This is a genomic window from Mucilaginibacter endophyticus, from assembly GCF_003351025.1.
GTDB classification, from domain to species: domain Bacteria; phylum Bacteroidota; class Bacteroidia; order Sphingobacteriales; family Sphingobacteriaceae; genus Mucilaginibacter; species Mucilaginibacter endophyticus.
The window spans coordinates 405,859-419,022 of record NZ_QPCG01000001.1 but is presented as its reverse complement, the minus strand read 5'-3'; the positions used below and the strand labels follow the sequence as shown (position 1 = coordinate 419,022).

Genomic DNA, 13,164 nt, shown 5'->3' with positions numbered 1-13,164 from the left:
AAATTAAAGTTTTACCGCCCTGAGCATTTCGCGTTTGCCGGGTGCTCCGGGCGCTTTTTCTACTTTAAAGCCCATGCTTTTGAGCATACGTTTCAGGTTGCCGGTAATAGCGTAGGTAACAAATACGCCGCCCGATTTTAAAAAGCTGACGGTATGACCAATAGCTTCCTCGTTCCACATCTCGGGTTGATGAATGGCGGCAAAGGCATCAAAATAGATGATATCAAATTGTTCTTCCGATTTAAAATCCAAAAGTTTGGTATGGGCGATATGCAGTTTAGTAGTTGGGTTGATCTTAATCTTCTCGGTCAGGGCATTAGCGTAACTATCGTTGAACTGCTGCCACAGCAATTCCGGAATATATTGCTGATAGCCGGTTTGCAACATCATACCGGCATTTACCGGGTAAGCTTCAATGCCGGTGTAGTTTAACTGTATCTGCTTATTGTTGCATGCATCGGCAGTTAGTAAAAAATTGAGGCCGGTACCAAAACCTACTTCAAGTATACTTGCCTCTGCGGTATCATTGCGTTCCAGAAAATACTGCAATCCCGATTTAACAAATACGTGCAAGCTCTCCTGTAAAGCCCCATGGCGCGAATGATAATGCTCGCCTACTTCGGCATTATAAATGGTATTGGAGCCGTCGGCTGTGGTGACTATGGTTAGTTCATGGTTCATAGATGATGGTTCATGGTTTTTTGGTATACTTAGTTCATGGTTTACGAATGATAGTTCATAGTTTCCTGGACTTTATTGGCCATGAACCATGAACTATCATCCATGAACTATTAATGCATTTCCTTCATCATCTCTGTTACAACCTCGCCGAGGTCATAAACCGGTACGCTTGTAATAGCTGCCGAAACAATGCTTACGCCTGCCGCCGAACGGTAACCGGCCGCGCAATGTACAACAATCGGTTTATCAGCAGGGATCTCGTCAACCCGTTCGCGTAGCTCAGGCAGGGGAATGCTGATGGCATTTTTAAATACCTTGCCTGCGGCAACCTCGCCATGATTACGAACATTAACCACTGTATAGTCGTTTTCGTTTGCTTTGAATGCGTCTAAGTCCAGATCTACCGATACTTCATCTGTATTAGCAGGGGCTAAAAGCGCGGCTTTGATATTTTGCTCGTAGCCAATTTTAGCTGTCTTTTTAATCAGGGTATCAAGCTTGTCATCGTTTTCGGCAATGAGGTAAAATTGCTCATCCGGACCGATAATAGAACCCAGCCAGGTTTCAAATTTTTCGCCGTCCTGCAGGTTAATGGCCCCGTGCAGATGGCCGCTCCTGAACTGTGCTTTAGGGCGACTATCAACTACCAAAATACCGTTTTCCAAAACACTGTCTGCATCAATACGTGGTACAGCAACAATGCTGCCCTCAAAGCCGGATACACCATTTTTATTCAACTCCACATCCCGGCCAAAGTATTTAGGCATAAAAGGCTGATCGGTAGTAAGGGTTCTTACAAACTCCAGCTCATCCATTAATTGCAAGGCATAGTTTTCGCGCAATTCGCGGCCAATGGTGCTTTCCAGATCGGGGCTCATGCTTTTGCCGCATAGCGAGCCGGGGCCGTGCGCCGGGTAAACTATTACGTTTTTAGGCAGCGTCATGAGCTTTTGGCGGGTGCTCCGGTACATCTGGCGGGCAAGCTCTTCTTTTTTTGCAGTGATGTTGCCCACGTTTTCCCTTAAGTCTGGCCGGCCTACATCACCAACAAACAGGGTATCACCGGTAAAGATGGCTGTTTCACGGCCTTCTTCATCTATTAGCAAGATGCAGATAGAGTCGGGCGAGTGGCCGGGGGTATTGATGGATTTTAGCTTAATATCGTTCAGTTGAATAACGTCGCCGTCATCAAATGTTTCGTGCGGGTACGCCGCACCGGTTAATTTACTGCAGTAAATGACAGCGCCCGTGGTTTCGTGAATTTCGAGGTGCGAACTTACGAAATCGGCATGCGGGTGGGTTTCTATAACACCTACAATGTCGGCATCATGTTGGGCCGCGAAATCATAATAAGGCTGCGGATCACGCGCCGGGTCAATAACTATCATTTTGCCTGTGCGGATCACGGCATATGAACCATGCGCCAGGCCTTTATCGTAAAATTGTTGAATGATCATATTTTGCCTGCAAAGATAATGTTTAGGCAATATGTTTTATTTGCGCAATGTTTAACTGGTGTAAATATTGATAGCCTTTGTGTAAACCTGTGAAGTTGGCTTACGATAAAATGATTAAATTTGAATATGACAGTTACTGAAATAAAGACCGAGATTAATAAAACGCTTGAAAATGTTCCGGAAGAAGCTTTAGCGGATATTCTTTCATACCTGAAACAGTTGCAGTCGAAATCATCGGGCGATATAAAATTAGCAACGCATTTGAGGCAGATACTTACCGAGGATAGCGAATTATTAGAAAAACTTGCTCAATGATAAGTGTTGAAAAAGCCGATCAAATACATAATGTACTTATTGAAAAATTTGGCGGACTGACAGGGATACGTGATTTGCCTGGATTGGAAGCTGCCCTTGCGCGGCCTTATGCTACTTTTGATCAGCATGAGTTATATCCGGATCCAGCGGATAAGGCTGCTGCCATTTTTGAGAGCCTTATTATAAACCACCCTTTTATGGATGGAAACAAAAGGATATCCTATGTATTGATGCGGTTGATTTTAATGGAAAATGGATTTGATATAGCAGCGACACAAGACGAAAAATATCAAATGGTTATTGCTGCAAGTACAGGTCAGATAAGATTTGATGAAATAAGGAGCTGGATAGTAGCAAAGTTGATCGCCGTTAAATGATCTTGCCGCTTTAATTACTAAACTGCCTCAAATGATGATCGATATGTTTATACGCTAATTGCCCCATTTGCTCCCTGGTCATTTTTCCGAAAAAGGTATGTTCAAAATCGGTTTTGGGAGTCCTGCCGTATTCTTCAACCAAATTAATCCATTGTTTTTTCTGCGCTGCTATATCACCACCTGGCTCTGTTACTTTGCATTGCGGAACGGTTGGATTGTTTTTTGCCAGCGGACTATCATCCTTGAGCATCCCCTTCAGCGCCACTTTGCCAAATAACCTGCCAATAAACGCTCGTTTATAATGGGTAATGCCCAGGTACATCTCGTCAGACAGGGTGCAATGTTTCAGCATTTGATAAACATTCATTTTACCCCATTGCGGCTGACTGTTTTCGTTAACTGAATTGATGCGGGTTATCAGGCCGTCACGGGTTTCTTTATCAAATATTGTTTTCATTTGTTTTAAAAGGTTTATACCATAAAGTTATCACGAAATTACAATATGATATAGGTGTTTTTGAGCCATATACAGGGCGGATTTATGCCAATAAGCTATAAAATAAAACAGGCCCGGCGATGAACCGGGCCTGTTTTTATAAAAAGGGTTTGATTACCAGATTTTAGTCCTGTCCTCAGGCTTCTTATACATCTTATCGCCCGGTTTTATATCAAAGGCTTTGTACCATGCATTGATATTGGTTATAGGCGCATTGGTGCGGAAACGCTCAGGCGAGTGAGGATCTGTCAGGATCCTTTGCGCTGCCGACTCCGGAGTTTGCGAAGAACGCCATACCTGTGCCCATGACAGGAAGAAACGCTGATCGGGCGTAAAACCATCAATGGTATTAGCCGATTGACCCTGTTTGGTTTTGCTGAATGCCTCGTACGCGATATTTAAACCGCCAAGATCGGCCAGGTTTTCGCCAAGGGTAAGCTTGCCGTTTACGTGCAGGGTATCAACTACCGTGAAAGCATTGTATTGGTTAACCACCTGGTCGGCACGCGATTTAAACTTATCGGCATCCTCTTTAGTCCACCAGTCGCGCAGGGTGCCATCGGCATCGTACTGGCGGCCTTGGTCGTCAAAACCGTGGGTCATTTCGTGGCCAATTACGGCACCAATGCCACCGTAGTTAACAGCATCATCAGCCTTAAAATCAAAAAAAGGAAACTGCAGAATACCTGCCGGGAACACAATCTCGTTATTAGTTGGGTTGTAATACGCGTTAACTGTTGGCGGTGTCATTCCCCAACGGGTTTTATCAACCGGTTTGCCTAAACGGCTCACGTTAAAATTGTAGCGCCATTTGCTTGCGGCACGCAGGTTACCGAAATAATCATCACGGTTAATTACAATGCCGTCATATTTTTCCCAATTATCCGGGTAGCCAATTTTTACAGTAAAGGCATTTAGTTTTTTAAGCGCACGTTCTTTGGTTGCCGGGCTCATCCAGTCAAGGCGTTTAATGCGGTCGCCAAGGGTTTCTTTAAGGTTATTCACCAGCTCAACCATGTATTGTTTAGCGGCTGGCGTAAAGTATTTTTCAACAAAAAGCTGACCCAGCAATTCGCCAAGATAGCTATCAACCAGGGCGCTCATGCGCTCGGTACGCGGAGTTTGTACTTTTTGACCGCTTAACGCGCTGGTATAAGCAAAGTTTGCATTAACAAAATCAGAGCTTAAGTGCGCGGCGCAGCCCCTTAACATATTCCAGCGCAGGTAAACTTTCCATTTGGCAATAGGAGTTGCTGCAAATGTCGAGTCCATGGTTTTGAAAAACGAAGGCTGACCAACTATAATGCTGTCCTGACCACCCATATTAAGGGCCGGTAATATTTTTGACCACTTTAAGTGTGGGGTTTGCTTCTCAAAATCGCTCACCAGGAACTTGTTGTATGTAACATGCGGGTCGCGCATGGATACACGACTCCATTGCGCCCTGGCCCAGGTATATTCCAGGTCATAAACTATGGCGGTGTTTTTCGCGGCCTCATCTGCGCTGCTTCCGCTAAGGGTAAATAAAGTGGTGATTAGCTTTTTTAAAGCATCCTGTGCTTTCTTCGACCGCGGATCATTTTTGAGATAATAGTCCCTATCAGGCAAGGTAGTACCACCCTGACCAAGGCTTATTACATATTTATTAACGTTTTTGTCGTCCTGGTCAACGCCCGACCTGAAAATTGGCGAGCCAATTCCGTTTACACGTTCATAGGTGAGTTCGTTAATAAAATCGTCGAGGCTTTTTATTTTATCAATACGCTGCAAATCGGGTTTGACGGGATCGTAACCGCGTTTTTCGATAGTTAAACTATCCATGCCACTGGCGTACAGGTCGCCAACACGCTGTTTCAAACTGCCTTTAGGTTCTGACGCTGAAGTTTGGCTAACTTCCTTCAGCAGACCGAGCAGTTTATCCGTATTTTCCTGGCGAAGGATATTGAAACTTCCCCAGCGGGTTTCCTTAGCCGGAATACCGTTTTGTTTTAACCAGCCGCCATTGGCATATTCAAAAAAGTCATCTCCCGGCTTTACGCTCAGGTCCATATTGGCGGGATCAATAAACTTTTGAGGAGGCGTGGCGGATTTGTGCCTGGTTTTTACGGGTTTAGGCCCGTCTGCTGCAAAAACATTTACCGACATACCGAGGCTGGCGGCCAGCAATAAATAGTTAAACTTTAATTTCATGTCAATACTTAAAAATTAAAGTTAATAAATAGCAGGTATTACGCAAAAAAAGGCGGGGGCTGGCCTTTAATGATTGAACCAATTAATGATGGCTTCGAGTTTGGTTTTTTTCAAAACATCAAGCCAAAAGCGGTGAAAAGGCATTGTTTTCATGACAATTTGAATGTTACATTTATTATAACTGGTTAATTGTAAAAATATTGTGGGAGTGATAGTTCATGGTTGATAGTTCATAGATCATGGTTATGGGGGTGGTGTATGGTTGTATAGATAATGTTTAAAAAGAAAACGTTTTTGCGTTAGGGATGGTAGCGGATACCAGCCATGAGCGTAAGGCCTGCAGGCGTATGAGCGTACAGCCCGGGCCGGAGGCAACGCCCATTGCCTGATCGAATTAAACGAATTTTGAGAATTTACTGAATTTACCTGGCATTCTGTTAATTCTTTAATTCAAAAAATTCGGGTTCAGACAAACCCGCTAACCTTAAAACATCACCACTTATTTCTTTATACGGGCGTTCCCGTCAGCTGACGGGCCGGGCTGTACGTTGCAAGTCCTCGCCTTGCCCCGCACGTTTCCTCCGCACGCTGTGGGCTTTCCACTACCATCCCTAACGCAGCCTCCGCTCTTATCCCTCTATAAACAATCAGATCAAGCCTATCTTCTTCCATCAACCATGATCTATCAACCATGAACTACCTTCTACCATGAACCATCAACAATGAACCCATAAAAAAATCCCCTAACCTTTGGCTATGAACCGCTAACTATCGTATTTTTGCGCGTTATGAGTATTGCTAAAACATATATCCCGAAAGAAACCGAAGAAAAATGGTACAGTTACTGGTTGCAGCACGGCTTTTTTAAGTCGGTGCCTGATGAGCGCGAGCCTTATACAATAGTCATTCCGCCGCCAAACGTTACCGGGGTTTTGCACATGGGGCACATGCTTAACAATACGATACAGGATGTACTGGTTCGCCGCGCCCGTATGAAAGGCAAAAATGCCTGCTGGGTTCCAGGTACAGATCACGCCAGTATTGCCACCGAAGCCAAGGTTGTGGCCATGCTTAAAGAGCGCGGCATCAGCAAAAAAGACCTTACCCGCGAAGAGTTTTTAACTTACGCCTGGGAGTGGAAGGAAAAATACGGCGGCATTATCCTGGAGCAGCTTAAAAAATTAGGCGCTTCATGTGATTGGGACCGTACCAGGTTTACTATGGACGAGAGCCTTTCGGAAGCGGTTATTGATACTTTCATTCACCTGTATAAAAAAGGATTGATCTATCGCGGTATCCGTATGATCAACTGGGATCCACAGGGTAAAACCGCGGTAAGTGATGAGGAAGTTAATCGTAAAGAGGTAAATCAGAAGCTTTATTATATTAAGTATAAAGTTGTAAGTCAAACTTCGGACTCAGAACTTCAGGCTTCAGACTACCTGACCATCGCTACCACCCGCCCAGAAACCATTATGGCTGATGCGGCTATCTGTATCAACCCTAATGATGAGCGTTACCTGCACCTGCATGGTAAAAGGGTATACATCCCGCTTATCAACCGCGAGATACCGGTGATACTGGATAATTACGTAACTATGGATTTTGGTACCGGCTGTTTGAAGGTTACCCCTGCTCATGATTTAAATGACTATGAACTGGGCCAGCGTCATAACCTGCCAGTTATTGATATTTTAAATGACGACGGTACGCTGAATGAAAAGGCGCAGATACTAGTTGGTGAAGACCGTTTTGCCGCCCGTAAAAAGATAGCTGTTTTGTTAGAGGAAGCCGGCGTACTGGAAAAGGTTGAAGAGTATAAATCGCAGGTTGGTTTTTCGGAACGTACCAACGCGGTTATTGAGCCTAAGCTATCAATGCAATGGTTTTGCAAGATGGGCGAGATGGCTAAACCAGCTTTAGATTATGTATTGAACGGCGAGATTAAACTGATTCCCGAAAAATTTGTAAATACCTACCGCCACTGGATGGAGAATGTAAGGGACTGGAATATCAGTCGCCAGCTATGGTGGGGGCAACAGATCCCGGCCTGGTACCTGCCTAACGGCGAATTTGTGATTGCGAAAAACGCTGATGAGGCGTTGACGGAAGCACAGGCTAAAAATCCGGAACTTACCGCTGCCGACTTGAGGCAGGATGAAGACGTGGTTGATACCTGGTTTTCATCATGGTTGTGGCCAATTTCGGTATTTGACGGTTTTAAAGATCCTGATAACGCCGATATCAACTATTATTACCCAACCAATGACCTGGTTACCGCACCCGAAATCCTGTTTTTCTGGGTAGCGAGGATGATCATGGCCGGTCATGAGTTCAGGGGCGAAGTGCCGTTCAGGAACGTGTACCTTACCGGTATTGTAAGGGATAAGCTCGGTCGTAAAATGTCGAAGTCGTTAGGTAACTCACCAGACCCGCTCGATTTAATTGAGAGCTATGGTGCCGATGGTGTACGTGTAGGTATGCTGTTATGCTCTCCTGCCGGTAACGACCTAATGTTTGACGAAAGCTATTGCAAGCAAGGTTCGGGCTTTGCCAACAAAGTATGGAATGCCTTTAAACTGGTAAAAGGCTGGGAAGTTGATGAAAGCCTTGCTAACCCCAATGCTGTAGCCATTGAGTGGTTTGGTAACAGGTTTAACCAGGCGCTTACCGAAATTGAAGCTAACTTTGCTCAATACCGTTTATCGGAGGCCCTCATGGATACCTATAAACTGGTATGGGACGATTTTTGCGCATGGTACCTGGAGATGATCAAGCCTGCTTATCAGCATCCAATTGATAAAGCGACTTATACGGCTACTATCCAATTTTTTGAAAATATATTAAAAGTGTTACATCCCTTCATGCCTTTCCTTACCGAAGAGTTATGGCATGATGAACTATTTGGCGAACGTGCTGAAAAAGACTGCTGTATTGTAGCGCAATTGCCCGCTATTGGGGAAATAAATTCACGCTTATTAGCTGAGGTTGAGATAGTAAAAGATATCGTTACTTCTATCAGGAATACTCGTAAAACAAAACAAATATCGGATAAGGAACCGCTTGAATTATTTGTTAAATCAAATTCCGGTATCGGATATAGCCAATATCAGGCCATCATTACCAGGCTTGGCAATATCAGCAAGTTTGAAACCGTTACCGATAAAGTTGACGGGGCTATAAATTTCTTAGCTTCAACCGATGAATTTTATGTTCCGTTCAGCGAAGAAATTGATCCGGTTGCTGAGTGCGCTAGGCTGAAAAAAGAGCAGGAATATCTGCTGGGTTTTCTGAAATCTGTTAACGCGAAACTGGGCAATGAACGGTTTATGGCCAACGCCAAACCCGAAGTGGTTGAGGTTGAGCAAAAGAAAAAGGCAGATGCCGAAGCCAAATTAACCATCATTGAAGAAAACCTGGCAGCTTTGGCTTGCTAATTGCAGAACTTACCGGCTTTGTATAACAAGTTAGCGTACAATACGTATGCTAACTTGTTCAAATTACATGGCCAATGTTAAGTTCTGAATATGAGTAAAAAAGTAAGTTTCTTCAACTTATCAATTTATAAAATCTTGTCGAAGGAGCAGCCGTTCCTTGACCAGGCCCGTATCCGTTTATTGTATTATGGGTTCTTCCTTATTTTTGTAGCCCTTGGGGCGCTATACCTCAACGTTTATTTCCAGGGCCAACGGATGCTTGCCCAAACTGCCCTGGTTTTAATGGGATCGGTAGTATTACTATTTAAATATTTAACCTGGCGGCCCGACTGGCGTGGCGCGGCACATGCCCTACTTGTGGTAGGTACTCTTGTTAATGCCAGTTTGGTTTATGTTTCTATACAAACTGTAAATATCATTACAGTACAGGTAATTATCATTGTTATCGTATTTAGCTATTACATGCTCGGGCAGCAATGGGGGCTTATTTATTCGTTGCTCAACACGGTACCGGTGCTGGTATTTATGATCATTGAATATAACAGCGGGTACGTTATCGGTATTAAGCCTAATAAAATTGATCAGTCGACCATTATCATTAGCCTGTTTGCCAATTTTATACTGCTCATATTTATCCACAGTCATTTTTATACGGCTTTCTTAAAAAACATCAAGCATCTTAAAGATAGCAGCTCGGAGCAAGCCCGGCTTTACAATAAAATGGAAACTGCTATTGAGAAGGCAGAAAAATCGGCTCAGGCAAAATCCGAGTTCCTGTCAACCATGTCGCATGAAATACGTACGCCTTTAAATGCTGTTATAGGGATGAGCAACCTGCTCATGATGAGCGGCCCACGCCCCGATCAGCGCGAGAACCTTGAAGTACTTAAGTTTTCGGCCAATAACCTATTGGCTATTGTTAATGATGTGCTCGATTTCAGCAAAATTGAATCAGGTAAAGTGGTGTTTGAAAACATCCGTTTTAACCTTATTGAGCTGATGAACAGTATTTGCGGCGGTCAAATATTAAAAGCCGAAGAAAAAGGACTGCTGTTTAAGCTTGATGTTGATAGCTCGCTGAAAAATAAAGTGCTTTTTGGCGATCCTACCCGCATTACCCAAATCATTTTTAACCTGGTGAGTAACGCTATAAAATTTACGGCGCAGGGAAACATATGGGTAAGGGTTACCTGCGTGGAAGATAGGCACAACATGGTTACCGTTAATTTTTCGATAAGGGATACGGGTATTGGTATTAAAAAGGAAAACCTCGAAAATATATTTGAACCCTTTACGCAGGAATCGTTAGCTACTACACGTGAATATGGTGGTACCGGTTTAGGGCTGGCTATTGTTAAACGATTGCTTGAGCTGCAAGGCCTGCAAATGACGGTTAACAGCATAACGGGGCACGGATCTGAGTTTTCATTTAATATGGAGTTCCCGGTATCAACAGAAGTAGTGGCTGAAGCAGTTGCCGCGCCGCAGGCAAAGCAATCGGCAGAAGATACCCTGGCCTCCCTGCGTGTGCTTATTGCCGAAGATAACATGGTGAATGTAATGCTGATGAAAAAATTGCTGAGTAAATGGAGCATTAACCCAACCATTGCCGAAAACGGTGAACGCGCGGTTGAGTTTATGCAGTACGGAAACTTTGATATCGTATTAATGGATCTGCAGATGCCGGTGATGAACGGTTTTGATGCATCAAAAGAGATCCGTAAAATGGCCGATCCAAAAAAGTCAGGTGTGCCTATCATCGCGCTTACTGCTTCGGCGCTTTTTGATATCAAAGAACAAGTGTACGAGGCAGGCATGAACGACTACGTAGCGAAACCATTTAAACCGGACGACCTGCTGGAAAAGCTTAATAATTACGCTGTGAGGAAAAGGGTGGGGTAATTAAAATATTCAATTAACATACGACGAGGAACTAAGAGAAACCTTACACACCTTGTACCGATGTTGAACAGGACGTCTACAATTTCTCACTCGCCCAAACTCATATTTCCTCGCTTGCTCTGTCGTATGACAGTTTGTGGCGACTAAATAAGTTATTTCTTCACTTCATAACTATTATTGCTCCTATCCGCATCCGGGTAGATCTTATCCGGGTCAATAATAACTTTGGCGACAGCTGCTTTTTTATCGCCGGTAAAAGTGTAAACACTACTATATTCCCAAATCTCAACAGGAAACTCACGATGCTCCTTCGAGCCATCGGCGTAAGTTATCTCAACCACTAATGGCATTGCAGCCTTGTCCATGTTTTCGATTGTAATAACTGGTTGACCATCTGCCGGACTGTCTACTTTAGTTATCTTTTGATCGAGGCGATAGTTTTCGAGAAACATGGATTTCCAGAACCAGCTCAAGTCCTCCCCTGCCGAACTATCTATGCTCCTGAAAAAGTCCCATGGTGTTGGGTGTTTATAGGCCCAGTCGCGGATGTATTTTCTGAAAGCACGATCAAAACGTTCGGGGCCCAATATCTGATTACGCAAAAGAGCCAATGAATAGGCCACCTTTTGATATTGCAACGGATAAACCTGGTTGCCTGGCAAGGCATCGGGACGGGTAACAATAGGCAACAATTTTTCAGCAAACAATGAATCGAGCGGACTATCGATCTCAACGTAGCCTATAAACTCGCCTTTGTTAAAAGCTTTGGTAGCAATTTTATCAATAAACATATTGAACCCTTCGTCCATCCAGGCATATTTACGCTCGTTACTGCCCACCACCATCGGAAACCAAGTATGCCCCAACTCGTGGTTTACCACAGCAAAATACATATTGCCGGTATCTTTAGCCGAGCAAAATACCATACCGGGATACTCCATGCCATCAAGATTTGAAGCTACGTTAACCGCTTTGTTATAAGGATATGGAAACCATTTTTCTGAAAAATGCTGCAAAGTAAATTTGATGTACTCTGATGAGCGCTTCCAACTGCCCTGCTTCTCCGACCCTACCGGATACAACGAACTGCCCATTACTCTTTTACCATCAAAAAGTTTAAAGCTTTCCATTTCCCAAACAAAGGAACGGGAAGCTGTCCAGGCGAAATCCCTTGCATTATCTAATTTAAACTTCCAGGTACAGGTAGCTTTTGCAGGCCTTGATGAGGGATCAGTTACGTCTTTCGCCGTTCTGATCTGCACTGGCGTATCACCTTGCTTAGCAGCCTGCCAGCGCTTAAGGGCTGTTGGGGTTAGCACTTCCTCAGGATTTAGCAGGTCGCCGGAGCTTTCAACAATAAGGCCCGATGGCACCGTAATATTAACCTTGAAATTACCATACTCCAGGTAAAACTCGCCATTACCTAAATATGGAAGCGTGTTCCAGCCTTCAACATCATCTAACACGCACATCCTGGGATACCATTGCGCTACGGCATAGATGTTCCCATTTTTTGTTGGGAGGATATCGGTACGGTTAACCAGGAAGTCGGCATTTTTATAATTTACCGGGAAGTTATACTTATAACGGATGCTGAAGCTTATAGACTGACCGCTTAGCAGCGGTTGCGCCAGTTCCACCTGCATGCGGGTATCGTAAATATGGTATTTAATATTTCCGCCTTTGCCATCTGCAAGCTGCACTCCTTCTATCTGGTAGCCGCCATCAGGAGTAGTTTTTTCAGGATCCTGGTAAAGGAACAATTTAGATTGAATCCCACGCGAATCTTTTTTAAATACATTTTGCTCCAATTGCAACCATAATAACGAAAGCAGTTTGGGACTGTTATTGGTATAGGTGATGGTAGCCGTACCGGTTATGATATTGGTTTTATCATCGAGTGCCACATCAATCACATAGTCGGCCCGGTTTTGCCAATAAGCGGGTCCTGGTTCGCCGGTTGCGGTACGATAGGAATTGCCTGCTGGTAACAATGGTTGTGCCGGGAATAAATCTGAAGGATGATACTTTGTTTGGGCTGAGGCAACATCGGTTGTTAATAAACACAGGGAAACGATAATTAGCTTTATGTTTTGTAGGGGTCTTAACATATTGACAATTAAAAGCGAATAGTGATGGTACTTTTACAGCCAATATAGTAAAAAATTGATGATTTGCTACAGTACGCGCGTCATTGCGAGGAACGAAGCAATCCCCAATCAGCAGAGTAGCTATGCAAATCCGCCCTGTAAAGTTGCGGATTGCTTCGCTCCCCGCAATGACGGATTATTTTTTAGCTTTCAAAATAA

General features: G+C 44.0%; 9 protein-coding genes. 4 read left to right on the top strand and 5 right to left on the bottom strand.

All coding sequences use genetic code 11. From position 1 onward, the window contains the following. Nucleotides 1-3 precede the first annotated feature (3 nt). Nucleotides 4-681: a tRNA (5-methylaminomethyl-2-thiouridine)(34)-methyltransferase MnmC2 gene (gene mnmC2, locus DUL71_RS01780; RefSeq protein ID WP_114936469.1), complete on the bottom strand. Its 678-nt coding sequence runs from the start codon at nt 679-681 to the stop codon at nt 4-6. 110 nt (nt 682-791) lie between these two features. Continuing rightward, nucleotides 792-2,138 carry an MBL fold metallo-hydrolase gene (locus DUL71_RS01775; RefSeq protein ID WP_114936468.1) on the bottom strand — a complete coding sequence of 449 codons (1,347 nt, stop codon included), beginning with the start codon at nt 2,136-2,138 and terminating at the stop codon, nt 792-794. Between the two features lie 126 nt (nt 2,139-2,264). Between DUL71_RS01775 and DUL71_RS01770 the strand changes: the two genes are divergently transcribed. Further along, nucleotides 2,265-2,453, top strand: coding sequence for a hypothetical protein (locus DUL71_RS01770; RefSeq protein ID WP_114936467.1), 189 nt, complete (start codon nt 2,265-2,267; stop codon nt 2,451-2,453). Beyond that, nucleotides 2,450-2,830, top strand: a complete 381-nt coding sequence (locus tag DUL71_RS01765) for a type II toxin-antitoxin system death-on-curing family toxin (protein WP_114936466.1) — start codon at nt 2,450-2,452, stop codon at nt 2,828-2,830. The genes DUL71_RS01770 and DUL71_RS01765 overlap by 4 nt, the downstream gene beginning before the upstream one ends. A gap of 10 nt (nt 2,831-2,840) precedes the next feature. Here DUL71_RS01765 and DUL71_RS01760 read toward each other — a convergent pair whose 3' ends face one another. Together DUL71_RS01760 and DUL71_RS01755 are read right to left on the bottom strand one after the other, a co-directional pair. Next, complete coding sequence (locus DUL71_RS01760; RefSeq protein WP_114936465.1) at nt 2,841-3,287, bottom strand: DUF1569 domain-containing protein; 447 nt, start codon at nt 3,285-3,287, stop codon at nt 2,841-2,843. Nucleotides 3,288-3,440: 153 nt separating this feature from the next. Further along, the gene (locus tag DUL71_RS01755; RefSeq protein ID WP_208645463.1) at nt 3,441-5,516 is read right to left on the bottom strand and encodes a M13 family metallopeptidase; all 2,076 of its coding nucleotides are present in this window, start codon (nt 5,514-5,516) and stop codon (nt 3,441-3,443) included. Nucleotides 5,517-6,304: 788 nt separating this feature from the next. On the opposite strand from DUL71_RS01755, the gene DUL71_RS01745 reads away from it, so the two are divergent. Both DUL71_RS01745 and DUL71_RS01740 read left to right on the top strand, forming a co-directional pair. Next, nucleotides 6,305-8,953: a valine--tRNA ligase gene (locus DUL71_RS01745; RefSeq protein ID WP_114936463.1), complete on the top strand. Its 2,649-nt coding sequence runs from the start codon at nt 6,305-6,307 to the stop codon at nt 8,951-8,953. A gap of 90 nt (nt 8,954-9,043) precedes the next feature. Beyond that, on the top strand, nt 9,044-10,855 hold the full coding sequence (locus DUL71_RS01740) for an ATP-binding protein (RefSeq protein WP_114936462.1): 1,812 nt from the start codon (nt 9,044-9,046) through the stop codon (nt 10,853-10,855). A gap of 152 nt (nt 10,856-11,007) precedes the next feature. On the opposite strand, the gene DUL71_RS01735 is transcribed toward DUL71_RS01740, so the two are convergent. After that, the gene (locus tag DUL71_RS01735) at nt 11,008-12,966 is read right to left on the bottom strand and encodes a M1 family metallopeptidase (protein WP_114936461.1); all 1,959 of its coding nucleotides are present in this window, start codon (nt 12,964-12,966) and stop codon (nt 11,008-11,010) included. Nucleotides 12,967-13,164: the final 198 nt, after the last annotated feature.

Coding starts and splice junctions, on each gene's coding strand:
- DUL71_RS01775 (WP_114936468.1), bottom strand. CDS start 2,138: ATGATCATTCAACAATTTTACGATAAAGGCCTGGCGCATGGTTCATAT.
- DUL71_RS01755 (WP_208645463.1), bottom strand. CDS start 5,516: ATGAAATTAAAGTTTAACTATTTATTGCTGGCCGCCAGCCTCGGTATG.
- mnmC2 (WP_114936469.1), bottom strand. CDS start 681: ATGAACCATGAACTAACCATAGTCACCACAGCCGACGGCTCCAATACC.
- DUL71_RS01765 (WP_114936466.1), top strand. CDS start 2,450: ATGATAAGTGTTGAAAAAGCCGATCAAATACATAATGTACTTATTGAA.
- DUL71_RS01735 (WP_114936461.1), bottom strand. CDS start 12,966: ATGTTAAGACCCCTACAAAACATAAAGCTAATTATCGTTTCCCTGTGT.
- DUL71_RS01760 (WP_114936465.1), bottom strand. CDS start 3,287: ATGAAAACAATATTTGATAAAGAAACCCGTGACGGCCTGATAACCCGC.
- DUL71_RS01770 (WP_114936467.1), top strand. CDS start 2,265: ATGACAGTTACTGAAATAAAGACCGAGATTAATAAAACGCTTGAAAAT.
- DUL71_RS01740 (WP_114936462.1), top strand. CDS start 9,044: ATGAGTAAAAAAGTAAGTTTCTTCAACTTATCAATTTATAAAATCTTG.
- DUL71_RS01745 (WP_114936463.1), top strand. CDS start 6,305: ATGAGTATTGCTAAAACATATATCCCGAAAGAAACCGAAGAAAAATGG.